This is a genomic window from Ensifer sp. VA4 (assembly GCF_055710065.1).
Genome location: NZ_JBVQPO010000005.1, coordinates 315,646 through 341,376 on the forward strand (window position 1 = coordinate 315,646; position 25,731 = coordinate 341,376).

The window sequence follows — 25,731 nt, forward strand, 5'->3', positions numbered from 1 at the left end:
TCCCATCGACTTAGAACGGATTTTCCGTCAGAAGCCCATTGACGAAATCGAACAGGCCCGGGCGTCGGTCGCGACGAAGCCGTTCGGCCTCGACGATCGCCCGTACGGAGGCGAAAGCGCGATCGAGGTCGTCGTTGAGCACGATGTAATCGTACTCGCGCCAGTGCTCGATCTCGGCGCGCGAGTTGGCAAGCCGTGTCGCAATCACCTCTTCGCTGTCTTCGGCCCGACGGTGCAGGCGTGACTGCAGCTCGGTCATCGACGGCGGCAGGATGAAGATCGACACGACGTCGCCGGCCATCTTTTCCTGGAGTTGCTGGGCGCCCTGCCAATCGATATCGAAGAGCATGTCGCGGCCGGCGGCCATCGCCGCTTCGACGGCATCGCGTGGCGTGCCATAGAAATTGCCGTGCACCTCCGCCCATTCGAGCAGCGAGTCGGTCGCCCGCAACGCTTCGAATTCCCGGATCGACTTGAAGTGATAATGCCGGCCATCGATTTCGCTCGGACGGCGCTGGCGCGTCGTCACGCTGACGGAGATGCTCATCTCCGGGTCGGCTTCTAGGAGGTTGCGCGCGATCGTCGACTTGCCGGCGCCCGAGGGCGAGGAGATGACGAGCATCAGCCCACGACGGGCAATCTTGATGGGCGAAGGGGTCGCCGGGGTCATGCTTTACTCCAGATTCTGGACCTGTTCACGGAACTGGTCGATGACGACCTTGAGTTCGATGCCGGCGGCCGAAACGGCGGCCGCATTCGACTTGGAACAGATCGTATTCGATTCTCGGTTAAATTCCTGTGCCAGGAAATCAAGCTTGCGGCCGACGGGGCCACCCTTCGCCAGCAGCTCCCGCGCCGCTGCGATGTGGGAGCCAAGCCGGTCGATCTCTTCCCGAAGGTCAGCCTTGGTGGCGAGCAGCGCCACTTCGGCGTAAAGGCGTTCCCGGTCGAGCGAGGAGCCGTTGTCCATCACCAAAGCCACCTGCTGGGCAAGCCGGTCGGCGATCGCCGCGGCGCTGCGCGACGGATCGGCCTCCACGGTCGCCGTAAGTGCCTCGATGCCTTCGACCTGCGCCAGCAGGATCTGACATAGCGCTGTCCCCTCCTCCTCACGCATGGCGCGGAGGTCGGAAAGCGCGAGCCTCAGGCCTTCGAGGATGTCCGTATCGAGGGCGGCACGCTCCTCTTCGCTTTCTTCCGGTTCGCGAAAATCGACAATCCCGCGGATTGAGAGAAGCGTGTCAAATTTCAAGGGCGCCGGATCGACGAGATCGCCGAGTTGTTCGCGCAAGTTCAAGACCGCCGTCAGCGCGCCCTGATTGACCACCGCCTCGACGGTTGCTTCCGCGCCACTGACGGAAAGCCCGATCTGGAGATTGCCACGTGAGAAATAATCTGTCGCGAGTTTGCGCACTTCGGGTTCGAAGCGCTCGAGCCCTTGCGGCAGGCGCAACCTGAGATCAAGGCCCTTGCCATTGACGGAGCGCAGTTCCCAGGCCCAACGGCGGCGGCCACTGCTGCCTTCCCTTCGGGCAAAGCCGGTCATCGATTGGAGCGGCATCGTCACCTCCGTTGTGTTTCAGCAGAAGCAATACGGCTACGGCGCGGCATCCCGCAAGGGATATCCGCGCCGTGATCTATCCGTCCACAATGCAGCGTTTATTGCGGCTGCGCTGCTGCCGGTTCAGCCACTGCAGCATCCGTGGCAGCCTTCGCGGCTTCCGCTGCCTTCTCGGCTTCCGCCTTGCGCCAACGCCTTACGTTCGCGTTGTGCTCATCCAAAGTCTCGGCGAAAACATGGCCGCCCGAACCGTCCGCGACGAAGTAGAGTTCCGGTGTACGCGACGGATTGGCGACTGCCTCCAGCGCCGCACGGCCCGGATTGGCGATCGGCGTCGGCGGCAAGCCCTTTATGATATAGGTGTTGTAGGGCGTCTGCTTGTCTATGTCGGACTTCAGGATCGGACGGTCCGCCGGCTTTCCGTCGCCGCCGAAAATGCCGTAGATGATCGTCGGGTCGGACTGCAGGCGCATGCCCTTGTCGAGCCGGTTGATGAAAACGGAGGCGACCCGCGGCCGTTCGTCGGCGCGACCGGTTTCCTTTTCCACGATCGAAGCAAGCGTGACGAGTTCCTCGACCGTCGACACCGGCAGGTTCGGATCACGCTTCTCCCAGATCTGGTCGACCAGCGCCTTCTGGGCGGCAACCATCTGCTGGACGATCTCGCCGCGCTTGGTGCCGCGTGTGAACTTGTAGGTGTCCGGCATCAGCGAGCCTTCCGGCGGAAGCTCCTTCGGCAGATCGCCAACCAGAACCGGATCGTCGGAAAGCTTGTGGAACATCTGCTTGACGGTCAGACCTTCGGGCAGAGAAACGGAATAGAGGATCGATTTGCCCGACTTCAGAAGCTGCATCACGTCCTGCATCGACGAGCCGGCCTTGATTTCATACTCGCCGGCCTTCAGCGTCTCATTATCGAGATAGGCTTCCGAGACAAAGCGGAAGACGCGCGCGTCGGTAATGATGTTGCTGCGCTCGAGACCGCTGGCGATCTCGCTCATGCCGGCACCGCTCCTGACGATGAAGTTCTGATTTGCCTGCAGCGGACCCGGCTTCTCGTACTGATGCATGGCGTAGTAGACCGTGCCGGCCGCGGCAAGCGCCGCGAAGACGATGATGGTCATCACGAAGTTCAGGAAGATCACCACCTGGCTGCGCGCCTTGCGCGACCGCTTCGGAGGCTGCGGCACCTTTTCCGGGCGCAACGCCTCGTTGGCCGATTTCGGAATGATCGGCCCGTTGCTCGCGTTTTCATTGCGGCCGAATTGCGCCGCGCCGTTATCGTTTGAGTCGCTCACGATTATCCCGAACCCGAAATTCGCAGCCTCATTCTCTTCCTGCCCCGGTGCGAATTTCGGACTGGACCATGGCAGGCTTAAGTCAATTTCATAAACGGCGCCGACCTGGCGGGCGGCGTTCCGCAGTCTTCATTACAATAGACCTGCGGCGCAGTGCCTTGGCACCAGGAACCACAGAAATGTATCGGTTCACCGCCTATTCAAGAGAAGACGATGGACGGCCGACACTTTACAGAACCGTACGCCTTACAGGACGCGTTCAGGTCGCTGTAACACTCTAAATAGCTGCCTGTTTTCTCCTTAAATCGGATGGATTCAAGGAGACTGGCAGCCGTTCGGAACGTGGCGCTCCCGATACCCCTGGGCGGGCGGCCTGTTCCCGGCAATAGTTAAATGGCAATCTGACAGATATGCCTTGCGCGAACATAGCGGTCGGCAAGCACCGCCGCGATGGCGTTGCATCCTCCCAAATCATGCTTGTAGCGAGCAATGCGGCAAAAGCAGGATCATCGGACCGACTTGTTGGGTCGATCCGATGATTGGCAGGGCCCGATCAGGCGCCCGTATAGCGGCGCAGGACCAGCGACGCGTTGGTGCCGCCGAAGCCGAAGGAGTTCGACAGCGCCACGTTGATCTCGCGCTTGCGCGCGACGTGCGGCACGAGGTCGATCTTGGTTTCCACCGACGGATTGTCGAGGTTGAGCGTCGGCGGCGCGATATTGTCGCGAATCGCGAGTGCCGAGAAGATCGCTTCGACAGCGCCGGCAGCGCCGAGCAGATGGCCGATCGCCGACTTGGTCGAGGACATGGAGATCTTCGACGCATGCTCGCCGACCAGGCGCTCGACGGCAGCGAGCTCGATCGTGTCCGCCATGGTCGAAGTGCCGTGGGCGTTGATATAGTCGACGTCGGCGGCCGTCAGGCCGGCGCGCTTCAGCGCCATCTGCATGCAGCGATAGGCGCCGTCGCCGTCTTCCGACGGAGCAGTGATGTGGAAGGCGTCGCCGGAAAGGCCGTAACCGACGACTTCCGCATAGATCTTCGCGCCGCGGGCCTTGGCGTGCTCGAGCTCTTCGAGGATGACGACGCCGGCACCCTCGCCCATGACGAAGCCGTCTCGATCGACATCGTAGGGACGCGATGCCTTCTCAGGGTTGTCGTTGTGCTGGGTCGACAGGGCCTTGCAGGCGGCGAAGCCCGCGAGCGAGATCCGGCAGATCGGCGATTCCGCACCGCCGGCAACCATGACGTCGGCATCGCCGAGTGCAATCAGACGGCTCGCGTCGCCGATGGCGTGCGCGCCGGTCGAGCACGCGGTGACGACCGAGTGGTTCGGGCCACGCAGCTTGTGGCGGATCGACACCTGGCCCGAGGCGAGGTTGATGAGGCGGCCGGGAATGAAGAACGGCGAAATGCGGCGGGGGCCCTTGTCGCGCAACGTATAGCCGCCTTCGACGATGCCTTCGAGACCGCCGATACCCGAACCGATCAGGACGCCGGTCGCGATCTGGTCCTCGTTGCTCTCCGGCTTCCAGCCGGCGTCGGCAAGCGCCATGTCGGCGGCCGCCATCGCATAAACGATGAACGGATCAACCTTGCGCTGCTCCTTCGGCTCCATCCAGTCGTCGGCGTTGAAGGTTGCGTCGGTACCGTCACCGAAAGGAATGCGGCAGGCGATCTTGGCAGGAAGATCCTCGACCTCGAATTCGGTCACCTTGCGCGCAGCATTCTGCCCGGCAAGAAGGCGCGCCCACGTCGCCTCAGTTCCGCAACCCAAGGGAGATACCATGCCGGTACCGGTGATAACGACACGTCTCATAGTCCGCGACCCACCCTGACTTTTCAATTTCAGAGCCGGATCGGACCACGTGTGACGAACCCGATCCGGGCATCCATTTTAAGGTTCTTATTCACGATCAGAGGAAAATGCGGGAAAACGCTTGCTGATCGAAACCCGCGCTGGCGGGACAGCCCACTTCCCTGGGCTGAAACGGGCCGCTTTAGGCGGCCCGTCTACGGCCGTAGCCGCTTGGATATTAGGCCTGGGCCTTTTCGATGAACTTGACGGCGTCGCCGACGGTCAGGATCGAGTCAGCGGCATCGTCCGGGATTTCTACGCCGAATTCTTCTTCGAAAGCCATGACCAGTTCGACGGTGTCGAGCGAGTCCGCGCCGAGGTCATCGATGAAGCTTGCGCCTTCGCTGACCTTTTCGGCGTCGACGCCAAGATGATCAATAACAATTTTCTTTACGCGTTCTGCGATATCGCTCATGTCGGAGTTCCTCGACCTTCGTTTCTGTGGGCGCCTGTTCCGGCACCGGTACTCTTATTCAAGCCTGATAGACCAAGACGGGCTACCCGGCAATCCATCCAACCGGAACTGCGGCAAACCCAGGGCAGCCAAGGCTGCCGGACACCTGGCGGGACCGGTCGACTGCTAACAGTCATGGCCCGATTAACACGGTTTAAGTCTGTCGCAAAGTCCGAAAATGCCTGACATTCGCTTGGTCAACATTGAATTTCAGGCATTTGGCAGGCGCATCCCGGGACGTTGAATATCGCCCGTCGCACAATCTCGACGGGCGACGCATCCCGGAAACCGGATCAGATCATGGCCATGCCGCCATTGACGTGAATCGTCTGGCCAGTGACGTAGCCAGCCTCGTTCGACGCGAGGTAGACGACGGCCGACGCAATCTCCGCGCCGGTGCCCATGCGCTTCATCGGGATCGCGCCCATGATCGCATCTTTCTGCTTGTCGTTCAGCTTGCCGGTCATCGCGCTCTCGATGAAACCGGGCGCGACGCAGTTGACGGTGACGTTGCGCGTCGCGATCTCCTGCGCCAGGGACTTCGAGAAGCCGATCATGCCGGCCTTGGAGGCACAGTAATTGGCCTGGCCCGGATTGCCGGTGACACCGACGATCGAGGTGATGTTGACGATGCGGCCGAAGCGGCGCCGCATCATCGGATGGGTGAGCTCGCGCGTCAGGCGGAAGACGGCGGTCAGGTTGACTTCGAGAACGCTGTCCCAGTCTTCATCGCTCATGCGCACGAAGAGGCCGTCCTTGGTGATGCCGGCATTGTTGACGAGAATATCGACGCCGCCGAGTTCGGCCTCGGCCTTTTCGCCGAGCGCCTTGACTTCGGCACGGTCGGAAAGGTTCGCTGGGAAGAGCTGCACGCGATCGCCGAGTTCGTTGGCAAGCGCTTCCAGCTTTTCGACGCGCGTGCCGTGCAGGCCGACGGTTGCGCCCTGGGCGTGCAGCATGCGGGCGATTTCTTCACCGATACCACCGGATGCGCCGGTAACGAGAGCCTTGCGGCCGGAAAGATCGAACATCTGATTGATTCCTTGTAACTGGAGCGCTTACGCGATCGCTCAGGCGAGCAAGGCGGCAAGTGCGGTGTCGATATCGGCAGGCGTATTGACGGCAATACCGTTGACGGTCTTGTCGATCCGGCGGGCAAGCCCGGTCAGGACCTTGCCGGAACCAAGTTCATAAAGCGTCGTGACATTGTTGGCGGCAAACCACTCGACCGTCTCGCGCCAACGGACCTGGCCCGTGACCTGCTCCACCAGCAGCCGGGCGATCTCGCCGGCATCGCTGACAGGTGCGGCCAGCACGTTGGCGATCACCGGCACGACGGGATTGCGCTTCTCGACCTTGGCCAGCGCCTCGCGCATCGCGTCGGCGGCCGGCGCCATCAGGCTCGAATGGAAGGGTGCGGAGACCGGCAGCATCAAAGCGCGCCTTGCGCCCCTCTCGGAGGCCAGGGCCGCAGCCTTCTCGACGGCAGCCTTCTCGCCGGAGATCACCAGCTGGCCGCCGCCGTTGTCGTTGGCGATCTGGCAGGCCCCAAGGGCAGAGGCTTCGCGGCAGACGGCGTCGACATCGGCATGTTCCAGTCCGATGATCGCGGCCATCGCGCCCTTGCCGACCGGTACGGCCGCCTGCATCGCGTTGCCGCGGATGCGAAGGAGACGCGCCGTGTCGGCGATCGAGAACGTGCCCGCGGCGCAGAGCGCCGAATATTCGCCCAGCGAATGACCGGCGACGAAGGAGACCTTGGACTTGATGTCGAGGCCCTTGGCTTCGAGCACCCGGATGACGGCCATCGATACGGCCATCAATGCGGGCTGCGCGTTCGCGGTCAGCGTCAGCGTTTCCTCGGGACCGTTCCACATGATCTCGGACAGCTTCTCGCCGAGTGCCTCGTCGACTTCGGCAAAAACGGCCGCAGCTTCCGGAAAGGCGTCCGCCAGGTCCTTGCCCATGCCGACAGCCTGGCTGCCCTGGCCGGGAAACGTGAATGCAATGCTCATGGGATAGTCCCTTCCCTAGATCGCTATGATTTCGGGTCGGCTCGACACGAAATCATAGTGATCGGTTCTTATGAGTTGGAGCGGGCGCGGGCGAAAATCGCAAATACTTTTCCCCAAGCCCGCTCCGACTTTCTCTCCATTCACATTCCTGAACGGCGAGTCAAGCTTGGAGGCCCATACGGACGAGGCCGACGGGGCCTTTTGCCCTTGATCTTCAACAATCAAGGCGTAAGTTTGCCGCCCGATGTCGTTCTGCCCTGCAACCGACGCAAGGGCAAAGGCGGCCACTCCATTCCCGGCGCGCGCGCCCCTTTCCTCCCCAGGTCGGCGCCCGCCCTTCACAAGGATACTTATCTAGATGCGCTACAACACGCTTGGCCGCACCGGCATCAAGGTCTCGGAAATCTGCCTGGGCACCATGACCTGGGGCTCGCAGAACTCCATCGCCGAGGCGCACGAGCAACTGGATCACGCCTTCGACAAGGGCGTCAACTTCATCGATACAGCTGAACTCTACCCAACGACTCCGCTCTCGCCCGAGACCTACGGCAATACGGAGCGTTTCATCGGCGAATGGCTGGCGAAGCGCGGCCGCCGCGACGACGTCGTGCTCGCGACCAAGGTCGCCGGCCCCGGTCGCCCCTATATCCGCAATGGCGACCCCACGACCCCGGAAGGCATCGAACTGGCAATCGACGCCAGCCTTCGACGTTTGAAGACCGACTATGTCGACCTTTACCAGATCCACTGGCCGAACCGCGGTCACTACCATTTCCGCAATGCCTGGTCCTACGACCCGGCCAAGCAGGACAAGGCGCATGTTGCCAGCGATCTCAGGGCGATCCTCGACAAGCTCGGCGATCTCGTGAAGGCCGGCAAGGTCCGCGCCATCGGCCTCTCCAACGAAACGGCCTGGGGCACGATGAAGTTCATCGACATGGCCGAACGCCACGGCCTGCCACGGGTCGCCTCGGTCCAGAACGAATACAATCTGCTCTACCGCGCCTATGATCTCGATCTTTCCGAGCTGTCGCATCACGAGGACGTGGGTCTGCTCGCCTATTCGCCGCTCGCAGCCGGACTGCTCAGCGGCAAGTATTTGGACGGCGCCAGGCCGACGGGCTCCCGCCTCTCGATCAACGGCGACCTCGGCGGCCGCTTCACGCCGCACCAGGAACCGGCCGTCGCCGGCTATGTGCAGCTTGCACGCGAGCACGGTATCGATCCCGCTCAGATGGCAATCGCCTTCTGCCTGACGCGGCCGTTCATGGCGTCCGTCATCATCGGCGCGACCTCGATGGATCAGTTGAAGACCAACCTCGGTGCCGCCAATCTCACTCTGTCGCAGGACGTCATGAACGGCATCCGGCGGCTGCACCGTCTCTACCCGATGCCGATCTGATCGGCATCGGTCCTGCAGAGAACAGATTGGAGTGAAAATATCCGGCGAGCCTTGCCTTCTGCGGAAAAATGCGTATAAGCGCGCTGTTCGAAATGCCTGGTCTTCTGGCTGGTGGCTGAACGGAGGGCCGGTTTCCCGCGAGGGGAGCCGTTAGGATAGCAAGTCTTTCCGGCCTCCCGTGTCTCCGCTCTCGACCGTCTCGATACAACACTTTCTTGCCGGCTCTTGCGAGCCTATAAGAACAGTCGTTGAGGCTTAGCCGCCGAGGTCCGGGCTGATTAACGCAAGAAAGGCAAGCCACAATGGCTCTTTATGAACACGTATTCCTGGCCCGCCAGGACATCACGCCGCAGCAGGTCGACGCTCTCGTCGAGCAGTACAAGGGCGTGCTCGAAGCGAACGGCGGCAAGGTCGGTCGCGTCGAGAACTGGGGCCTGAAGTCCCTCACCTACCGCATCAAGAAGAACCGCAAGGCTCACTACGTTCTCATGGACATCGATGCTCCGGCACCGGCCGTTCACGAAGTCGAGCGTCAGATGCGCATCAACGAAGACATCCTGCGCTACATGACGATCGCCGTCGAGAAGCACGAGGAAGGCCCGTCTGCCATGATGCAGAAGCGCGACCGCGACGACCGTCCGCGCCGCGATGGCGACCGTCCGGAGCGTGGCTTCGGCGACCGTGGTCCGCGTCCGGACCGTGGCGACCGTGAAGACCGTCCGCGTCGTCCGCGCGAAGACCGCGCGTAATCAAGAAGCTTTAGGAGATAAAGACAATGGCTGAAGTTTCTTCCGCTCCGGTTCGTCGCCCGTTCCACCGCCGCCGCAAGACCTGCCCCTTCTCGGGCGCAAACGCTCCGCGGATCGACTACAAGGACATCCGTCTGCTGCAGCGCTACATTTCCGAGCGCGGCAAGATCGTTCCTTCCCGCATCACGGCCGTTTCCCAGAAGAAGCAGCGCGAACTCGCCCAGGCGATCAAGCGTGCACGCTTCCTCGGCCTGCTGCCCTACGTCGTTTCCTAAGAACGGCTGACTCTCCGTCGGTCACCTGACTCGACGGAAACCGACTCCGGGATAAGGCGCTCCCCCGAGGTGAGCGCCTTATCCCTCCCTTCCGCGGTGGGCGCGGATCGGAACCGGTGCGAAAGCGCCAAAATCCCATGCTGGGGCCGGGCCTTTGCCATCCCCTAACTGCACGAAGCAGGACAGCGAACGTGACGAATGTGAACAGGACATCGCTGCTGACCGGCATTCTCGCCGGCTTTACCGCCGCCCTCTTGTCGATGGGCGCGAACACGCAGCCGTCTCTTGCCGTCGTCCTTTATGCCGCTTCCGCACTCCCGATCCTGATTGCCGGCCTCGGCTGGGGCAATGCCGCGGCGATTGCTGCGATCGCCAGCGCCGGCGCCACCGCCGCCGCGCTCGTCTCGCCCCATTTCGCACTGCTGATTCTCGTCGTCACGTTGATCCCCGCCGGCTGGCTCAGCCACCTCGCCAATCTCGCCCGCCCGGCTTCCGAACTCGGCGGCCCGGACGAGGCACTTGCCTGGTATCCGCTGTCCGATATCCTCAGCCACCTCGCCGGCCTCGTGACCATCGGCATGATCATCGTCGGCTTCATCGTCGGCTATGGCTCCGACATTTCCGACCGCATGGTCGATATCGTCATTGAGGCGGTGAAGGCGCAGGATCCGGGCTACAATCCGGACGTCGCTGCCGTGGCCCAGATCAAGTCGCTCTTCACGCTGGCCCTGCCGCTCGTCCAGGGCGCGATCTGGGTATTGATGCTCTTTACCGCCTATTACGTCGCAACCCGCATCGTGCAGATGTCGGGCCGGTCGTTGCGCCCGCGCGAGGATATCCCTTCGACGCTGCGCATGCACCGCAACGCGATCTTCATCTTCCTCGGCGGCCTGGTCATGACCTTCCTCGGCGGCGCGCCCGCGACGATCGGCGCGCTGATCTGCGGAACCTTCGGCGCAGGCTTTCTGCTCGCCGGCTTCGCCTCCTTCCATTTCCGCACGCGCGGCAAGTCCTGGCGGCTACCCGTGCTGTGGATCGCATACCTGTCGGTGCTCGTGTTCACGATCCCGGCATTCTTCTTCCTCCTGTCCGGCCTGATCGATACGCGACGCACCATCGCAGTCACGCCGGTGGGAAAAAACTGACCAACGAACTGAAACTCTGAAAGGAAACCAACATGGAAGTCATTCTTCTCGAACGTATCGCCAAGCTCGGCCAGATGGGCGACACCGTAAAGGTTCGCGACGGCTTTGCCCGCAACTACCTCCTGCCGCTCGGCAAGGCGCTGCGCGCCAACGCTGCCAACAAGGCCCGTTTCGAAGCCGAGCGTTCGACGCTCGAAGCCCGTAACCTCGAGCGCAAGTCGGAAGCCCAGGCGGTTGCCGAAAAGCTCGACGGCAAGTCCTTCATCATCGTCCGCTCCGCTGGCGAAACCGGCCAGCTCTACGGTTCGGTTGCCGCTCGCGACATCATCGAAGTGCTCGCTGCCGAAGGCTTCAACGTCGGCCGCAACCAGGTTGACCTCAACCACCCGATCAAGTCGATCGGCCTGCACAAGGTCACGCTGCACCTGCACTCGGAAGTCGAGATCTCGGTTGAAGTCAACGTTGCCCGTTCGGCTGAAGAAGCCGAGCGCCAGGCCAAGGGCGAAAGCCTGACCTCGGCCGACGCCATCTACGGCGTCGACGAAGACGCTCTGAAGCCCGAAGACTTCTTTAACCCGGAAGCCGAATTCGAAGGCGAAGAAGAATAAGCCTAACGGCCATTCGACATGCGAAAGCCCGGGTCATCGATCCGGGCTTTTTTCTGGGCCCTTCTTTCTAAGCCTCTTCACGTAAGACGGCAGCCTACCCCGGCGCAGCGACAGGCACGGCATGGCCAGTCGCCGGGGCCGGCGCATCCTTGTCGACGCGCACGACCGCCGAGAAGCCGAGCGTCGACATCGGTGCGGCGGCGATGCCGCTGATGAAGCGGACGACGATGGCCGAATGCAGGTCGGAAACGAAGATATTCATCAAGGAGACGATGACGAAGCCGACGATGCTGATTTCAGCAAAGCGGCGCAGCCCGTGTTGAGCGTGGAACTTCCCGCCGCTCGATGAAACCCTGCTTCTCCATGCCGTCGAGCGGGCGCACCAGCGTCGGCGTCTCGCTCACCGGCAGCTCGCGCTGGTCAAGATGGAGAATTGTGCGGATCAGGGAGAGAGCTACACTTCCGGAAGCCCGGTTGGGTGATTCGTTCGTCAACGTCCAACTTTGTGGGAAGGCGAGAATCTACGCTTTTGTGAACCCGGCCTGTGGATCAGTCGAACAACGGGAAAAGCGCCAGGCCGCGATGAGACGCTTTGCGAGTGTGTCCCGCCTGCACTTGACCCGGCTCGCGGCAGATCGCAAACCGGTTCCACACCAGACAGAGGCAGAGATAAAACGACATGAACGACGCGGCGCGAAAGCTATCCCCTATCAGCAACGATCAGGTGGACCAGCACTATCGCGAGGCGCCGAACAACCTCGAGGCCGAACAGGCTCTGCTCGGCGCGATCCTCGTCAACAACGACGCCTTTTACCGCGTCTCGGACTTCCTGAAACCGGTGCATCTCTACGAGCCGCTGCACCGCAAGATCTTCGAGGTCGCCGGCGACATCATCCGCATGGGCAAGACCGCGAACCCGGTCACCATCAAGACCTTCCTGAAGGCCGACGAGAAGGTGGGCGACCTGACGGTTGCCCAGTACCTCGCACGCCTTGCCGCCGAAGCCGTGTCGATCATCAATGCGGAAGACTATGGCCGGGCGATCTACGACCTGGCGCTCCGCCGTTCGCTGATCACGATCGGCGAGGACATGGTCAACATCGCCTATGACGCGCCGCTCGACATGCCGCCCCAGGGCCAGATCGAGGACGCCGAGCGCCGCCTGTTCGAACTGGCCGAAACTGGCCGCTACGACGGCGGCTTCCAGTCGTTCAACGACGCCGTGGCGCTCGCGATCGACATGGCCGGTGCCGCCTTCGAACGCGACGGCAGCCTCTCCGGCATCTCCACCGGCATCCATTCGCTCGATGCCCGCATGGGCGGCCTGCAGCGCTCGGACTTGATCGTGCTCGCCGGACGTCCGGGCATGGGCAAGACCTCGCTTGCCACCAACATCGCCTACAACATCGCCGCCGCCTATGAGCCCGAAGTCCAGGCGGATGGTTCGTTCAAGGCGAAGAACGGCGGCGTCGTCGGCTTCTATTCGCTCGAAATGTCGTCCGAACAGCTCGCCACCCGTATCATCTCCGAGCAGACCGAGGTCTCCTCGTCGAAGATCCGCCGCGGTGACATTTCCGAGGCCGATTTCGAAAAGCTCGTCGCCTGCTCGCAGATGATGCAGAAGGTGCCGCTCTATATCGACCAGACCGGTGGTATCTCGATCGCCCAGCTTTCCGCCCGCGCTCGACGCCTGAAGCGCCAGCGTGGCCTCGACTGCCTGGTGGTGGACTATATCCAACTCATGACCGGATCGGGCAAATCCAGCGACAACCGCGTGCAGGAAATCACCCAGATCACCACGGGCCTCAAGGCGCTCGGCAAGGAACTGAACGTTCCGATCATCGCGCTGTCACAGCTCTCCCGTCAGGTGGAAAGCCGCGAAGACAAGCGCCCGCAGCTCTCCGACCTTCGTGAATCGGGCTCGATCGAGCAGGACGCCGACGTGGTGCTCTTCGTGTTCCGTGAGGAATACTACGTGAAGAACCTGGAGCCGCGCGACGAGTTCGACCCGAAGTACGAAGAGTGGAAGATGAAGATGGAGCAGGTGAAGGGCACGGCCGATGTGATCATCGCCAAGCAGCGCCACGGACCGACCGGTACCGTGAAGCTCGCATTCCAGTCGGAATACACGCGTTTCGCCGACCTCGCCGATCCTTCCTTCAGCCAGTACGAAGAACACTAAAGTTCCGTGGGGGCGGCCGGAGCGGGATGGGAAAAATGTTTGCGGTTTCCCATCCCGCTCTCACTTCATAGTGAGCCGCCCAGGCGCGACGGTCCAACCTTTTACCAGGCACCACCCAGAACCTGACGCAACAGTGCCACCAAAATCACCCCGATGGCAACGGATGCCAAGAGCGGCAACCTGGTTGCGGCAACGGCCGTCGCGGCAGCAGCAATCGTTTCGGAGGGGCCGGTGACCAGTGCCGTCGGAGCGATGACCGCCATCAGAACCGCTGGCGGAATGGCTTCGAGGGCGCGCTTCTGGTTTTCTCCGATCGTCACGTAGCGGATCAGAATAAGGCCGCCGATGCGGGTCGCGATAGTCGCGACTGCCATGGCCAGGATCGCAAGCAGTGCGTCGAGATCGACGGTCATGCGTGGGCCTCCTTGCGTCCGCCGGATAGCACGGCCACGACGACGCCGGCGGCGGCGCCGGCCGCGATATACCACACCCCCGGCAGCAACTGATGCGTGACCACCGCCGCACAAGCGCTTGCGGCCAGCACGGCGCCCGTTTCGCGCCCCTTCCAAAAGCCCATGACCAATATGATGAAAACGGCCGGGAAGGCGAAGTCGAGACCGATGAGTTTCGGATCGCCGAGCAGGGCGCCAAGCATCGCGCCCGTCAGGCTCGTCAGCACCCAGGCGCAGTAGAAGGGCACGGCCAGGCCGGCATACCAGGCGGGCGTCAGCTTGCCATTGCTCGCGCGCATCTCGGCCATGGCCCAGATTTCATCGGCGAGAAGCAGCATGGAGGCATAGCGCGCCGGCCCGGAGAAACTGTCGAGCTTGCTGCCGATCGAGGCGCTCATCAGCACATGGCGGATGTTGACCAGCAGGGCCGAGAAACCGAGTGCAGCCCAGGAGGCCGGATGCGTCCAGATATCCATGGCGACGAATTGCGACCCGCCGGCAAAGACCAGCGCGCTCATCAGCGTCACCTCCGCCGGCGTCAGCCCCTTGGCCGCCGCCACTGCACCGAACACCAAGCCGATCGGCATGACGGCGACGATCAGCGGCGTCATCGCGATCGCCGCGGCGCGAAATTCTTGAAATGCACTTCTTACCTGCAACGTCGCTGGCTCCATTTGCGCGAAACGGAGAACGTCTAAAGGCTGGAGCGGCTCCCGTATTGAACGAAAGTGATTGCTCCCATGAGTAACAGCGGGATGCGGGCGGAAAAACCGCACGCACCTTTCCTCATCCCGCTTTAGCCGGCGCGAAAGGCGCCCGGAGTCACCCCGGTGCGCGCCTTGAAGTGGCGACTGAAATGCGCCTGATCGGCAAAGCCGCACTGATAGGCCGCATCCACCGCCGACCAGCCATGCCTGAGCAAGGTCTTGGCAGCACGCACGCGCTTGTCGGTCAAAAAGGCATGCGGAGTGATGTGAAACTCCTTGCGGAAGGCACGGATCAGGTGCGCGCGGCTGAGCCCTGCGACCTTGGCCAGCTCCTCGAGCCCGACGTCTTCAACGTAATTCTCGACCAAATAGTCTCGCACCCGATGCACGGCGGACTGCTCGCGCGTCTCGATCGGGGTGATGATCGTACTGCCGTGCCTCTCGAACATCGCCGCAAGCACGCCGAACATTCTCTCTTCGGCCTCGAGTTGACCGCCCGCCAGCTCGAGCGTTCGGTGCGCGTGATGAAAGGACAAGGCGAGGTCCGGATCCTGCAGCACACGTTTCGAGAAGGACGGCGTTCCCTTGAAGGAGCGGCCGGTCACGTCCTCGATGATGTTCACCAAAAGCTCGGCGCTCGGATAGACCATGCGGTAGCGATAGCCGCTGCCGCCGGGATGACCGTCGTGGATCTCGTCGGGATTGATCAGGTAGAAGAACCCAGGTCCTGCTTCCGAGCGCTCGCCCTTGATCTTGCTGATCTGCGAACCCGCCTCGATCGCACCGATGCTGAAGGTCTCGTGCGCATGCGGCGCGAATTCGTGGGTGATGAAGGTCGCCGTCAGGCATTCCATCCCCATGAAACGAGCATCCCGCCAGAAGCGCGTGCGTTCGGCGCCCTCAATCGGCGTGTCATCGATGGCCTGTTGCTGCGAAATCGTCTGCATGCGGGAAACATAGTGGTCCGAGGCGACCCCGTCTTGCACAAAAGTGCTTGGTTCCCGACACAGCCCGCGTGGACGTGCGACAGGCGAGCATTTGCGACCATGGGCCGTTGGCTGTATTGCTCTTCGTATCGTCCACGCAGAGTGTCCGGCATGCTTCCTCCCGAATTCCTTTCCGCCTCCAACCGCCTCACCATCGATCTCGGTGCGCTTGCCGACAATTGGCGGGCGATGAATGCCCTCTCCGGCAAGGCGCGGGCGGCAGCGGTCTTGAAGGCGAACGCCTACGGGCTCGGCATCGAACACGCCGCCCCCACCCTCTATGCGGCCGGCGCGCGCGACTTTTTCGTTGCCAATGCCGAGGAAGGTGCCGAGCTGCGGCCACTCGTTCCGGAGGGCCGCATCTACATTCTCGCCGGCATGTGGCCGGGAAACGAAGAGCTCTTTTTCGACAATGATCTCGTGCCCATCATCAATTCCGAGGAACAGCTTGCGGTGTTCATGGCCGCGCTTTCCGAACGCGGTGATCACCCCTGTGTCCTGCATGTCGATACCGGCATGAACCGGTTGGGCCTCTCGGTCGAGGCCGCCGTGGCGCTTGCCAACGACCCGGCGCGGCCCGCAAGCTTCTCGCCCGTCTTGGTCATGAGCCACCTCGCCTGCGCCGACGAACCGCAGCATCCGTTGAACGCCTACCAGCTCGCGCGTTTCCGCGAGGCAACCGCTGCGTACGAGGGTGTCGATGCCAGCCTTGCAAACTCCGGCGGCGTCTTCCTGGGCGCCGACTATCACTTCGAGCTCACCCGACCGGGCATTGCCGTCTATGGCGGCGAGGCGGTCAACGATGCCGTCAACCCGATGACGCCTGTCGTGACCGCCGAAGCCAGGATCATCCAGATTCGCGAAGTTGCCGCCGGAGGCACGGCCAGTTACGGCGCCTCCGCCCGCTTCGACAGGGACAGCCGCATCGCCACCGTCGCGGTCGGCTACGCCGATGGCTACCATCGCTCGGTTTCCGGCGGCGGCGTGACTCTGCGGCAGGCAACACCATCAGGGGCATTCGGCTTCCTGCACGGCAAGCGCGTGCCGCATGTGGGTCGCGTCACCATGGACCTCAGCCTGTTCGACGTCACCGACCTTCCGGCGGGCGCAGCACGCCCGGGCGATTACATCGAGCTCTTCGGCCGCAACATCGCCATTGACGACGTTGCGCGCGCCGGCGGTACGATCGGTTACGAACTGCTGACCAGCCTCGGACATCGCTACATCAGGAACTATGTCGGCGCCGTATGACACGGCTTTGCCGCAAATTCCTTGCGGCCTTCGCTAAAATTCACCTTTTGTTCCGCGTTTCGCGGCATTATGTGACGACAAAGGTGAATCTCCTGTCACTGACGGCATCGCCCCGCGCGGCCGCCGGTGGCCCTCCAGATTTCGAAAGTCGATGCCGATGGCGAAAGCCCGCACACAATTCATCTGCCAGAACTGTGGCACCGTCCACACCCGCTGGGCGGGCAAATGCGAAGGCTGCGGCGAGTGGAACACTATCGTCGAGGAGGATCCGACGGCCGGCATCGGCGGCGGTCCGTCGCGCGCGCCGAAGAAGGGACGCCCGGTGGCGCTCACCACGCTTTCGGGCGATATCGAAGATGCACCCCGCGTCCAGACCGGAATTTCGGAATTGGACCGGGTGACCGGCGGCGGTTTCGTGCGCGGCTCGGCATTGCTCGTCGGCGGCGATCCCGGGATCGGCAAATCGACGGTGCTGATGCAGGCGGCCGCAGCACTATCGCGCCGCAAGCACCGCGTCATCTATGTCTCCGGCGAAGAGGCGGTGGCGCAGGTGCGGCTGCGTGCGCAGCGCCTGGGTGCGGCTGACAGCGACGTGCTGCTTGCCGCGGAGACCAATGTCGAGGACATCCTCGCGACGCTCGCCGAGGGCAAACGTCCGGACCTCGTCATCATCGACTCGATCCAGACGCTCTGGAGCGACATCGTCGATTCGGCGCCCGGCACGGTGACCCAGGTTCGGACCGGCGTGCAGGCGATGATCCGCTTTGCCAAGCAGACGGGAACCGCCGTCGTTCTCGTCGGCCATGTCACCAAGGAGGGGCAGATCGCCGGCCCGCGCGTCGTCGAGCACATGGTCGATGCGGTGCTCTATTTCGAAGGCGACCGCGGTCACCACTATCGCATTCTACGCACCGTCAAGAACCGCTTCGGCCCGACCGACGAGATCGGCGTCTTCGAGATGTCCGACAAGGGCCTGCGCGAAGTGGCCAATCCGTCCGAGCTGTTTCTCGGCGAGCGAAACGAGAAATCGCCGGGCGCGGCTGTCTTTGCCGGCATGGAAGGCACGCGCCCTGTTCTCGTCGAAGTCCAGGCCCTCGTCGCGCCGACTTCGCTCGGCACGCCGCGGCGCGCCGTCGTCGGCTGGGACTCCGCCCGGCTGTCGATGATCCTCGCCGTACTCGAGGCCCATTGCGGCGTTCGGCTCGGCCAGCACGATGTCTATCTCAATATCGCCGGCGGTTACCGCATTTCGGAGCCGGCCGCCGATCTAGCTGTGGCTTCCGCACTGGTTTCGTCGCTTGCCGGGCTTGCCCTTCCAGCAGATTGCGTCTATTTCGGCGAAGTCAGCTTGTCGGGAGCCATCCGGCCGGTTGCGCATACCGCACAACGCCTTAAAGAAGCCGAGAAACTCGGGTTCTCGCAGGCGGTGCTGCCATTCGCTTCCACCGAATTGCCGAAAAACGGCAATGGCCGATGGAGCGAAATGGAGAGTTTGCCGGATCTGGTGGCGCGCATCGCGGGATCGCGAAACGCGCTGAGGCCGGTGGAAGAGGCAGACTGAGGAAGCGGATGCCGCAGACCGCCCCTACTGCATGGTTCCCTAAATCGGAATCGATTTAGGGGCAAAACTAGGCAGCAGGTCTATGTGCTACAGCGACCTTTGCGCGCCCGAAAGGACGCGCGGCGCTGTAGGGGCCGCGAAAAGGCTGCAAATGCCCTACTGCATGTGTTCTTTGATCGTAGCCGATCAAAGGACAAAAACATGCAGCACATCAAAGTGGTACAGCGACCTTTGCGCGTCTAATGAGACGCGCGGCGCTGTAACATCAGGCAGGGCCGATGGCGGATAGGCTTGAGGAGACCCGGACGAACCGGGTCCGGAGTAAGGACAAAATGCCCATTACAATTCTCGACGGTATCGTTCTCGGCGTCGCCCTGTTTTCCGCAATCCTGGCCATGGTTCGAGGCTTCTCGCGCGAAGTGCTCTCGGTCGCGAGCTGGGTGGGTGCGGCCGCAGCCGCCTATTTCCTCTACCCGCAGCTTCTGCCCTACGCCAAGCAGTACACCAACAGCGATACCGTCGCATTGATCGGATCGGCGGCGGTGATCTTCCTGGTCGCGCTGATCATCATTTCCTTCATCACCATGCGGATTGCCGATTTCATCATCGACAGCCGCATCGGCGCGCTCGACCGCACCCTTGGCTTCCTGTTCGGTGCCGCCCGCGGCATCCTTCTGGTGGTCGTCGCCATGCTGTTCTTCAACTGGCTCGTGGCTCCGCAGCAGCAGCCGACCTGGGTCACCCAGGCGAAATCGAAGCCGCTGCTCGACAATCTCGGCAACAAGCTGATCGCGCTGCTGCCTGAAGAAGCCGACGCCACCATTCTCGACCGTCTGCGCGGCAAGGACACGACCGGCGAAGGTGAAGGCGAAGCGCCGGCGGCCAACCCCGGCCAGGCGCCGTCGACGACGCCCGAGCAGGCGCCTGCCGACGACGCACCGGCCACCAACGGCTGAGACAGGAACGATTTGCCGACAAAGCCCGCCCCGCGGGCTTTGTCCTTTTGGGGAATAACGCTTGCAGCCGTTTTCAGCTAAGATCGCTTGAAGACGGCGGGCCTGATCACGATATGCGCACCGGTACGGAGCAAAGGCGACTGTGATGACCGATCTGAGATCCATGGAAATCCACGATGAACTCGAAGGCGATACGCTACACGAAGAGTGCGGCGTCTTCGGCATATTGGGGCATTCGGACGCGGCGGCGCTGACGGCGCTCGGCCTGCATGCGCTCCAGCATCGCGGCCAGGAAGCGGCCGGCATCGTCACCTTCGACGGCAAGCAGTTCTACACCGAAAAGCGTATGGGCCTCGTCGGCGACCACTATACCGATCCGGCGACGCTGGCGAAGCTGCCGGGCTTCATATCGATCGGCCACACGCGCTACTCGACGACAGGCGAAGTGGCGCTGCGCAACGTCCAGCCGCTTTTTGCCGAGCTCGAAGTCGGCGGCATCGCAATTGCCCATAACGGCAACTTCACCAATGGCCTCACCCTCCGCCGGCAACTGATCGCCGACGGCGCTATCTGTCAGTCGACCTCCGACACCGAAGTCGTCCTGCATCTGATCGCCCGCTCCAAGCAGGCCTCCTCCTCCGACCGCTTCATCGACGCCATCCGCCAGATGGAAGGCGGCTATTCGATGTTGGCGATGACGCGCACCAAGCTGATCGCAGCACGCGACCCGATCGGCATCCGCCCGCTCGTCATGGGCGAGCTCGATGGCAAGCCGATCTTCTGCTCCGAGACCTGCGCGCTCGACATCATCGGCGCAACTTACGTTCGCGACGTCGAGAATGGCGAAGTGATCATCTGCGAGATCCAGCCTGACGGCTCGATCACCATCGATGCGCGCAAGCCCGAGATAACGCAGCCCGAGCGGCTCTGCCTGTTCGAATATGTCTATTTCGCGCGGCCGGATTCGGTCGTCGGCGGCCGCAGCATCTACGTGTCGCGCAAGAACATGGGCATCAACCTCGCGAAAGAATCGCCGATTGAGGCCGACGTGGTCGTTCCGGTGCCGGACGGCGGCACGCCGGCTGCCCTCGGCTATGCCCAGCAGAGCGGCATTCCGTTCGAATACGGCATCATCCGCAACCACTATGTCGGCCGAACGTTCATCGAGCCGACGCAGCAGATCCGCGCCTTCGGCGTCAAGCTCAAGCACTCCGCCAACCGCGCAATGATCGCCGGCAAGCGCGTCGTTCTGGTCGACGATTCGATCGTGCGCGGCACGACGTCGGTGAAGATCGTGCAGATGATGCGGGACGCCGGTGCGCGCGAAGTGCATATCCGCGTCGCGAGCCCCATGATCTTCCATCCGGACTTCTACGGCATCGACACGCCGGATCGTGACAAGCTTCTCGCCAACCAGCATGCCGACCTTGCCTCCATGTGCCGCTACATCGGCGCGGACTCGCTCGAGTTCCTGTCGATCGACGGCCTCTATGAGGCGGTCGGCGGCGAAAAGCGCGATCCCAAGGCGCCACAGTTCACCGACCACTACTTCACCGGGGACTATCCGACCCGCCTTCTCGACCAGGAAGGCGCCAGCAATGTCCGCAAACTCTCGGTTCTCGCCAGCAACGGATAATCAGACAATAAAATGACGATCGATCTCAAAGGCCGGGTGGCCGTGGTCACCGGCGCATCGCGCGGTATCGGTTATTTCACCGCTCTCGAACTGGCCAAGGCCGGTGCCCACGTCGTCGCCTGTGCGCGCACCGTCGGCGGGCTCGAAGAACTCGACGACGCGATCAAGGCCGCGGGCGGCTCGGCGACACTGGTTCCGTTCGACCTCGCCGACATGGCAGCTATCGACAAGCTCGGCGGCGCGATCAACGAGCGCTGGGGCAAGCTTGACATCATGGTCGCCAATGCCGGCGTCCTCGGCACGATCTCGCCGATCGGCCACGTCGAGGCGAAGGTGTTCGAGAAGGTTATGAACATCAACGTTACCGCCACCTGGCGGCTGATCCGCTCACTGGAGCCGCTGCTGATCAAGTCGGATGCCGGCCGCGCGCTGATCCTGTCGTCCAGCGCCGCGCACAAGTGCAAACCTTTCTGGGGCCCCTACTCCGCGTCGAAGGCGGCCGTCGAGGCTCTTGCCCGCACCTGGGCCGGCGAGACGCAGCGCCTGCCGCTGCGCATCCTCTCCGTCGATCCCGGCGCCACCCGCACGGCGATGCGCGCGCAGGCGATGCCCGGCGAGGATCCGGAGACCGTGCCGCATCCTTCGGAAGTCGCCGCCAAGCTTCTGCCGCTCGTCGGTCCGCAGCAGACCGAGACCGGCAAGCTCTACATCGTCCGCGAAGACAAGATCGTCGACTACCGGATGCCGGAGTAATCCTCGAGGATTTACCCAAACGGAAAAGGCCACCGTGTCGCCACGGTGGCCTTTTCCTTTGTAGCTGAGCTGAACCTCAGTCAGTCCTTGTCACCGGGCAGGCCATCGCCGCCCGTCGATGGGTGGGCAGGCCAATCGCCGCCATATTTTCGCTGCCAGGAGCGCGCGCCGAAAGGCAGCGTGATCAGGTAGCCAAGCGCCGTCACCGCCATCGTCTCCCACGTGTAGGTCATCAGCGTCGCGACATAGAAGACGACACCGAGAATGGCCGGCAGGACGAGATCGCGGCGCACGCGGCTGTTTTCCGACTTGCCGGACCAGACCGGCAGGCGGCTGACCAGCAGGAAGGCGATCAACACGGTGTAACCCGATGCAATCAGCGCGAAGATGCGCTCCGGCGCCAGGCCCAGGAGGCCGAGATAAACCGGAAGCAGGACCAGCATGGCGCCGGCCGGCGCCGGCACGCCGACGAAATATTCCGACTGCCACGGCGCCTTGGACTGGCGCTCGGCCATGACGTTGAAGCGCGCAAGCCTGAGGCCACAGGCGATCGCGTAAACCAGCGCCGCGATCCAGCCGATCGAGCGGGCCTGATCCAGGATGAAGACATAGAGCACGAGCGCCGGTGCAACGCCGAAATTGATGATATCGGCGAGCGAGTCCATCTGGCCGCCGAAGTTCGACGTTGCCTTCAGGAGGCGCGCGACGCGGCCGTCGATGCCGTCGAGAAAGGCCGCAAGCAACACCATGGCAACGGCAAGCTCGATGCGGTTTTCGAAGGCAAGCCGAATGCCCGAGAGACCGGCACAGATCGCCAGTACCGTGATCAGGTTCGGGATCATCAGGCGCAGCGGTATCTCGCGCAGCCGAGGGCCGCGACCGGTGTCATTTGAACCGCTCGCGTCACCGCCGACTTTCAGCGGTTCGGCCGGTTTTTCCTGTTCAGGGCCTTCCATATGCACTCCTTATGCGCGACGGCTGACGACCGGGCCCTTGGCCGAACCGAATTCGGCAAGCACGGTTTCACCCGCTACGGCAGTCTGCCCGACGCTGACGCGCGGCTCGGCTCCCGCGGGCAGGAAGACGTCGAGGCGCGAGCCGAAGCGGATCAGGCCAAAGCGTTCGCCGGCGTCCAGCGAGCCGTTTTCATATTTCCAGCAGAGGATGCGGCGGGCAACGAGGCCGGCGATCTGGACGACGCCGATCGCGCCGTGCTTCGTGTCGATTACGAGGCCGTTGCGCTCGTTCTCGTGGCTGGCCTTGTCGAGTTCGGCATTGACGAACTTGCCGGCGCGGTAGGCGACGCGGGTGATCGTGCCGGCCATCGGTGCACGGTTCACATGGCAATTGAACACATTCATGAAGACCGAGATGCGGAGCATCGGTTCCGAGCCGAGGTTCAGCTCTTCCGGCGGCATGACCGTTGCGATCGACGAAACGCGGCCGTCGGCCGGGCTGATCACCAGATCGTCGTCGATCGGCGTCATGCGCTCCGGATCCCGGAAGAAATAGGCACACCAGGCGGTCAGCACGAAGCCGATCCACATCAATGGCTCCCACAGGAAGCCAAGCACCAGCGACACGACGAAGAAGATCGCAACGAAGCGATAGCCTTCCTTGTGCACCGGGACGAGCGTGTTGCGGATCGTATTGACCAGGCTCATGAACTCTACTCCAGATTTTCCGTGGAACGTGAACTACCGCGAAATGCCCCAGCGGGCAACGCCACCCGCCCCAGAGCGACAAAATGCGTCGCGACCAGCAAACATCCTCAGACCGCCGGCTCGCCGCGCGTGACGATGCCGAGATCGTCGCTTTCGCGCACCCGCTTCAGCTGCTCTTCCGCCTGCGTTGCTTCGCGCTGGCGGCTCCACATCGAGGCATAGAGGCCATCGCGGCCGATCAACTCGCCATGAGTGCCGCGCTCGGCAATGACGCCGTCCTTCAGCACGATGATCTCGTCGGCGTTGATCACCGTCGAAAGACGGTGCGCGATGACCAGCGTCGTGCGATTGCGCGAGACCACATCGAGCGCCGACTGAATTTCCTGCTCGGTCCGGGTGTCCAGCGCCGAGGTTGCCTCATCGAGGATCAGGATCGGCGGCGCCTTGAGGATTGTGCGGGCAATCGCGACGCGCTGCTTCTCGCCGCCGGAGAGCTTGAGGCCGCGCTCGCCCACCATGGCATGGAAGCCTTCCGGCAGCGTGCGGATGAAGCCGGCGATCTGGGCGGCCTCGGCCGCCGCTTCGACCTCGGCCTCGCTGGCCGAAACCCGGCCGTAGCGGATGTTATAGGCAATCGTGTCGTTGAAGAGCACGGTATCCTGCGGCACCATGCCGATGACCGAGCGCAGGCTCTTCTGCGTCACCGTCCGCACATCCTGGCCGTCGACGGTGATCGCCCCCTGCTGCACGTCGTAGAAGCGATAAAGCAGCCGGGAGAGCGTCGACTTGCCGGCACCCGACGGGCCGACGACGGCAACGGTTTTGCCGGCGGGCACCTCGAAGGTGATGCCCTTGAGGATCGGTCGCGCCGGATCATAGGCGAAGTGCACGTCCTTGAAGGCGATGGCGCCCTTGCCGATGACGAGCTCGGCGGCATCGGGGCGATCCACCACTTCCGCCTGCACGTCGAGCAGGTCGAACATATGCTCGATATCCGTCAGGCCCTGGCGGATTTCGCGATAGACGAAGCCGATGAAATTGAGCGGGATCGCGAGCTGGATCAGCATGGCGTTGACGAAGACGAAATCGCCGAGCGTCTGGTCGCCGCGCTGAACGGCAAGCGCCGACATGATCATCATGACCGCCGTGCCGGCACCGAAGATCAGCGCCTGGCCGAAATTGAGCCAGCCGAGCGAGGTCCAGACCTGCGTTGCCGCCTTTTCATAGCGCTCCATCGACTTGTCGAAGCGCCGGGCCTCCATGTCCTCGTTGCCGAAATACTTGACCGTTTCGAAGTTCAGGAGCGAGTCGATCGCCTTCGTATTGGCGTCGGTATCGCTGTCGTTCATCGAGCGGCGAATGGCGATGCGCCAATCGCTCGCCTTGACTGTGAACCAGATATAGAGCCAGACGGTGACTGCGGTGACGAAGAGATAGCCGAAGCCGTAGCCCCACCAGAAGATCACGGCCGTCAGCAAGAACTCGATAAGGGTTGGCAAGGTGTTCAGGATGGTGAAACGGACGATCGTCTCGATGCCCTTCGTGCCGCGCTCGATGATGCGCGAAAGCCCGCCGGTGCGCCGTTCCAGATGGAAGCGCAGGGAGAGCTGGTGCATATGCACGAAGGTCTTGTAGGCGAGCTGGCGGACGGCGTGCTGGCCGACGCTTGCAAACAGCGCGTCGCGGAGCTGATTCAGTCCTGCCTGCAGCAAGCGTGCCAGATTGTAGGCAAGCACCAGCATGACGGCGCCGGTCAGTACTTCAGGCAGGAAGCCCATAACGTCCGGCTTGCCATTCAGCGCGTCCGTCGCCCATTTGAAGGAATAGGGAACGAGGATCAGAACGACCTTGGCGATGATCAGAATGACCGTTGCCCAGATGACCCGGAGCTTGAGGTCGGCCCTGTCCTTCGGCCACATATAGGGCCAGAGATTGGCAATCGTCTGCAGCGGATTGCTCGTATCGGCCGAAACAGTTTTCTTCTGGGGTGCCACGTTCTGATCCGCTCTTACGTTTCGCGCTGCTTGACGGCCGCGACAGCCTCACGAGCCTTGCCGCAGCGTACTTTCCCTCTACAACGCCACGCGTCTTATCAGACGCGCAAAGGTCGCTGTAGCACTTTGACTTGCTGCGCGTCTTCGCCCTCAAATCGAGGTCGATTGAGGCAATAGCCTGAGACAAACAACGCCGTCATCACCGTTCAATGAAAAGCGGCGCC

At 62.7% G+C, this 25,731-nt stretch carries 24 protein-coding genes and 2 pseudogenes; 11 read left to right on the top strand and 15 right to left on the bottom strand.

Annotation, left to right across the window (positions count from 1 at the left end; genetic code table 11):
- Positions 1-10 precede the first annotated feature (10 nt).
- The 7 genes from gmk to fabD all read right to left on the bottom strand — a co-directional run bounded on the left by gmk (position 11) and on the right by fabD (position 7,186).
- Complete coding sequence (gene gmk, locus AC0C6X_RS10905; RefSeq protein WP_173516065.1) at positions 11-670, bottom strand: guanylate kinase; 660 nt, start codon at positions 668-670, stop codon at positions 11-13.
- A 3-nt stretch (positions 671-673) separates the two neighbouring features.
- Positions 674-1,561, bottom strand: a complete 888-nt coding sequence (locus AC0C6X_RS10910) for a YicC/YloC family endoribonuclease (protein ID WP_173516064.1) — start codon at positions 1,559-1,561, stop codon at positions 674-676.
- 98 nt (positions 1,562-1,659) lie between these two features.
- On the bottom strand, positions 1,660-2,859 hold the full coding sequence (gene mltG, locus AC0C6X_RS10915) for an endolytic transglycosylase MltG (protein WP_173516063.1): 1,200 nt from the start codon (positions 2,857-2,859) through the stop codon (positions 1,660-1,662).
- A gap of 553 nt (positions 2,860-3,412) precedes the next feature.
- Positions 3,413-4,678: a beta-ketoacyl-ACP synthase II gene (fabF, locus tag AC0C6X_RS10920; protein ID WP_247957856.1), complete on the bottom strand. Its 1,266-nt coding sequence runs from the start codon at positions 4,676-4,678 to the stop codon at positions 3,413-3,415.
- A 217-nt stretch (positions 4,679-4,895) separates the two neighbouring features.
- Positions 4,896-5,132, bottom strand: coding sequence for an acyl carrier protein (locus tag AC0C6X_RS10925; RefSeq protein WP_003531676.1), 237 nt, complete (start codon positions 5,130-5,132; stop codon positions 4,896-4,898).
- A 332-nt stretch (positions 5,133-5,464) separates the two neighbouring features.
- Positions 5,465-6,202: a 3-oxoacyl-[acyl-carrier-protein] reductase gene (gene fabG, locus AC0C6X_RS10930; RefSeq protein WP_173516061.1), complete on the bottom strand. Its 738-nt coding sequence runs from the start codon at positions 6,200-6,202 to the stop codon at positions 5,465-5,467.
- A 39-nt stretch (positions 6,203-6,241) separates the two neighbouring features.
- Entirely contained in the window at positions 6,242-7,186 is a 945-nt protein-coding gene (gene fabD, locus AC0C6X_RS10935; protein WP_472953062.1) for an ACP S-malonyltransferase, read from the bottom strand.
- A 358-nt stretch (positions 7,187-7,544) separates the two neighbouring features.
- Here fabD and AC0C6X_RS10940 point away from each other — a divergent pair, with 358 nt between their 5' ends.
- The 5 genes from AC0C6X_RS10940 (at position 7,545) to rplI (ending at position 11,365) form a co-directional block, all read left to right on the top strand.
- The gene (locus AC0C6X_RS10940; protein WP_247957858.1) at positions 7,545-8,588 is read left to right on the top strand and encodes an aldo/keto reductase; all 1,044 of its coding nucleotides are present in this window, start codon (positions 7,545-7,547) and stop codon (positions 8,586-8,588) included.
- 302 nt (positions 8,589-8,890) lie between these two features.
- Positions 8,891-9,337: a 30S ribosomal protein S6 gene (gene rpsF, locus AC0C6X_RS10945; RefSeq protein ID WP_173516058.1), complete on the top strand. Its 447-nt coding sequence runs from the start codon at positions 8,891-8,893 to the stop codon at positions 9,335-9,337.
- Positions 9,338-9,363: 26 nt separating this feature from the next.
- On the top strand, positions 9,364-9,612 hold the full coding sequence (gene rpsR, locus AC0C6X_RS10950) for a 30S ribosomal protein S18 (RefSeq protein WP_025426448.1): 249 nt from the start codon (positions 9,364-9,366) through the stop codon (positions 9,610-9,612).
- A 191-nt stretch (positions 9,613-9,803) separates the two neighbouring features.
- Positions 9,804-10,757, top strand: coding sequence for a DUF2232 domain-containing protein (locus tag AC0C6X_RS10955; RefSeq protein ID WP_247957859.1), 954 nt, complete (start codon positions 9,804-9,806; stop codon positions 10,755-10,757).
- Positions 10,758-10,789: 32 nt separating this feature from the next.
- Positions 10,790-11,365, top strand: a complete 576-nt coding sequence (gene rplI, locus AC0C6X_RS10960) for a 50S ribosomal protein L9 (protein ID WP_247957860.1) — start codon at positions 10,790-10,792, stop codon at positions 11,363-11,365.
- Between the two features lie 172 nt (positions 11,366-11,537).
- On the opposite strand, the pseudogene AC0C6X_RS10965 reads toward rplI, so the two are convergent.
- Together AC0C6X_RS10965 and AC0C6X_RS10970 are read right to left on the bottom strand one after the other, a co-directional pair.
- Positions 11,538-11,699 (bottom strand): annotated as a pseudogene (locus tag AC0C6X_RS10965) (MFS transporter); the annotation flags it as partial.
- Between the two features lies 1 nt (position 11,700).
- Positions 11,701-11,790 (bottom strand): annotated as a pseudogene (locus AC0C6X_RS10970) (MarR family transcriptional regulator); the annotation flags it as partial.
- Positions 11,791-12,044: 254 nt separating this feature from the next.
- On the opposite strand from AC0C6X_RS10970, the gene AC0C6X_RS10975 reads away from it, so the two are divergent.
- A complete protein-coding gene (locus AC0C6X_RS10975; RefSeq protein WP_173516054.1) occupies positions 12,045-13,547 on the top strand; it encodes a replicative DNA helicase in 1,503 nt (500 codons plus the stop codon).
- Positions 13,548-13,648: 101 nt separating this feature from the next.
- Here AC0C6X_RS10975 and AC0C6X_RS10980 read toward each other — a convergent pair whose 3' ends face one another.
- From AC0C6X_RS10980 to AC0C6X_RS10990, 3 genes are all read right to left on the bottom strand, one after another.
- Entirely contained in the window at positions 13,649-13,960 is a 312-nt protein-coding gene (locus tag AC0C6X_RS10980) for an AzlD family protein (RefSeq protein WP_247957862.1), read from the bottom strand.
- Positions 13,957-14,610 carry an AzlC family ABC transporter permease gene (locus AC0C6X_RS10985; protein WP_173516052.1) on the bottom strand — a complete coding sequence of 218 codons (654 nt, stop codon included), beginning with the start codon at positions 14,608-14,610 and terminating at the stop codon, positions 13,957-13,959. Before AC0C6X_RS10985 ends, AC0C6X_RS10980 begins: the two co-directional genes overlap by 4 nt.
- Positions 14,611-14,795: 185 nt before the next feature.
- Positions 14,796-15,653 carry an AraC family transcriptional regulator gene (locus tag AC0C6X_RS10990; protein WP_173516051.1) on the bottom strand — a complete coding sequence of 286 codons (858 nt, stop codon included), beginning with the start codon at positions 15,651-15,653 and terminating at the stop codon, positions 14,796-14,798.
- Positions 15,654-15,803: 150 nt separating this feature from the next.
- Between AC0C6X_RS10990 and alr the strand changes: the two genes are divergently transcribed.
- The 5 genes from alr (at position 15,804) to AC0C6X_RS11015 (ending at position 21,849) form a co-directional block, all read left to right on the top strand.
- Positions 15,804-16,943 (top strand): alanine racemase, encoded by a 1,140-nt coding sequence (gene alr, locus AC0C6X_RS10995; RefSeq protein WP_247957863.1) that lies wholly within the window; start codon positions 15,804-15,806, stop codon positions 16,941-16,943.
- 157 nt (positions 16,944-17,100) lie between these two features.
- Entirely contained in the window at positions 17,101-18,504 is a 1,404-nt protein-coding gene (radA, locus tag AC0C6X_RS11000) for a DNA repair protein RadA (RefSeq protein ID WP_247957864.1), read from the top strand.
- Between the two features lie 332 nt (positions 18,505-18,836).
- Positions 18,837-19,460 carry a CvpA family protein gene (locus AC0C6X_RS11005; protein ID WP_173516048.1) on the top strand — a complete coding sequence of 208 codons (624 nt, stop codon included), beginning with the start codon at positions 18,837-18,839 and terminating at the stop codon, positions 19,458-19,460.
- Between the two features lie 145 nt (positions 19,461-19,605).
- Complete coding sequence (gene purF, locus AC0C6X_RS11010) at positions 19,606-21,096, top strand: amidophosphoribosyltransferase (protein ID WP_173516047.1); 1,491 nt, start codon at positions 19,606-19,608, stop codon at positions 21,094-21,096.
- Positions 21,097-21,108: 12 nt separating this feature from the next.
- Positions 21,109-21,849, top strand: a complete 741-nt coding sequence (locus AC0C6X_RS11015) for an SDR family NAD(P)-dependent oxidoreductase (protein ID WP_173516046.1) — start codon at positions 21,109-21,111, stop codon at positions 21,847-21,849.
- A gap of 80 nt (positions 21,850-21,929) precedes the next feature.
- Here the strand turns inward: AC0C6X_RS11015 and pssA are convergent, their stop codons facing one another.
- The 3 genes from pssA to AC0C6X_RS11030 form a co-directional block, all read right to left on the bottom strand.
- On the bottom strand, positions 21,930-22,805 hold the full coding sequence (pssA, locus tag AC0C6X_RS11020) for a CDP-diacylglycerol--serine O-phosphatidyltransferase (protein WP_472953072.1): 876 nt from the start codon (positions 22,803-22,805) through the stop codon (positions 21,930-21,932).
- Between the two features lie 9 nt (positions 22,806-22,814).
- Positions 22,815-23,513, bottom strand: coding sequence for a phosphatidylserine decarboxylase (locus AC0C6X_RS11025; protein ID WP_247957867.1), 699 nt, complete (start codon positions 23,511-23,513; stop codon positions 22,815-22,817).
- Between the two features lie 107 nt (positions 23,514-23,620).
- Complete coding sequence (locus tag AC0C6X_RS11030) at positions 23,621-25,507, bottom strand: ABCB family ABC transporter ATP-binding protein/permease (RefSeq protein ID WP_247957868.1); 1,887 nt, start codon at positions 25,505-25,507, stop codon at positions 23,621-23,623.
- Between the last annotated feature and the right edge of the window lie 224 nt (positions 25,508-25,731).

What these genes read in the sequence shown, in the direction of transcription:
- AC0C6X_RS10985 (WP_173516052.1), bottom strand. Translation starts at nt 14,610, where the DNA reads ATGACGCCGCTGATCGTCGCCGTCATGCCGATCGGCTTGGTGTTCGGT.
- AC0C6X_RS10925 (WP_003531676.1), bottom strand. Translation starts at nt 5,132, where the DNA reads ATGAGCGATATCGCAGAACGCGTAAAGAAAATTGTTATTGATCATCTT.
- fabF (WP_247957856.1), bottom strand. Translation starts at nt 4,678, where the DNA reads ATGAGACGTGTCGTTATCACCGGTACCGGCATGGTATCTCCCTTGGGT.
- AC0C6X_RS11015 (WP_173516046.1), top strand. Translation starts at nt 21,109, where the DNA reads ATGACGATCGATCTCAAAGGCCGGGTGGCCGTGGTCACCGGCGCATCG.
- AC0C6X_RS11025 (WP_247957867.1), bottom strand. Translation starts at nt 23,513, where the DNA reads ATGAGCCTGGTCAATACGATCCGCAACACGCTCGTCCCGGTGCACAAG.
- gmk (WP_173516065.1), bottom strand. Translation starts at nt 670, where the DNA reads ATGACCCCGGCGACCCCTTCGCCCATCAAGATTGCCCGTCGTGGGCTG.
- alr (WP_247957863.1), top strand. Translation starts at nt 15,804, where the DNA reads ATGCTTCCTCCCGAATTCCTTTCCGCCTCCAACCGCCTCACCATCGAT.
- AC0C6X_RS10980 (WP_247957862.1), bottom strand. Translation starts at nt 13,960, where the DNA reads ATGACCGTCGATCTCGACGCACTGCTTGCGATCCTGGCCATGGCAGTC.
- AC0C6X_RS10975 (WP_173516054.1), top strand. Translation starts at nt 12,045, where the DNA reads ATGAACGACGCGGCGCGAAAGCTATCCCCTATCAGCAACGATCAGGTG.
- rplI (WP_247957860.1), top strand. Translation starts at nt 10,790, where the DNA reads ATGGAAGTCATTCTTCTCGAACGTATCGCCAAGCTCGGCCAGATGGGC.
- fabG (WP_173516061.1), bottom strand. Translation starts at nt 6,202, where the DNA reads ATGTTCGATCTTTCCGGCCGCAAGGCTCTCGTTACCGGCGCATCCGGT.
- rpsR (WP_025426448.1), top strand. Translation starts at nt 9,364, where the DNA reads ATGGCTGAAGTTTCTTCCGCTCCGGTTCGTCGCCCGTTCCACCGCCGC.
- AC0C6X_RS10990 (WP_173516051.1), bottom strand. Translation starts at nt 15,653, where the DNA reads ATGCAGACGATTTCGCAGCAACAGGCCATCGATGACACGCCGATTGAG.
- radA (WP_247957864.1), top strand. Translation starts at nt 17,101, where the DNA reads ATGGCGAAAGCCCGCACACAATTCATCTGCCAGAACTGTGGCACCGTC.
- AC0C6X_RS10910 (WP_173516064.1), bottom strand. Translation starts at nt 1,561, where the DNA reads ATGCCGCTCCAATCGATGACCGGCTTTGCCCGAAGGGAAGGCAGCAGT.
- purF (WP_173516047.1), top strand. Translation starts at nt 19,606, where the DNA reads ATGACCGATCTGAGATCCATGGAAATCCACGATGAACTCGAAGGCGAT.
- AC0C6X_RS11005 (WP_173516048.1), top strand. Translation starts at nt 18,837, where the DNA reads ATGCCCATTACAATTCTCGACGGTATCGTTCTCGGCGTCGCCCTGTTT.
- pssA (WP_472953072.1), bottom strand. Translation starts at nt 22,805, where the DNA reads ATGGAAGGCCCTGAACAGGAAAAACCGGCCGAACCGCTGAAAGTCGGC.
- fabD (WP_472953062.1), bottom strand. Translation starts at nt 7,186, where the DNA reads ATGAGCATTGCATTCACGTTTCCCGGCCAGGGCAGCCAGGCTGTCGGC.
- AC0C6X_RS10940 (WP_247957858.1), top strand. Translation starts at nt 7,545, where the DNA reads ATGCGCTACAACACGCTTGGCCGCACCGGCATCAAGGTCTCGGAAATC.
- rpsF (WP_173516058.1), top strand. Translation starts at nt 8,891, where the DNA reads ATGGCTCTTTATGAACACGTATTCCTGGCCCGCCAGGACATCACGCCG.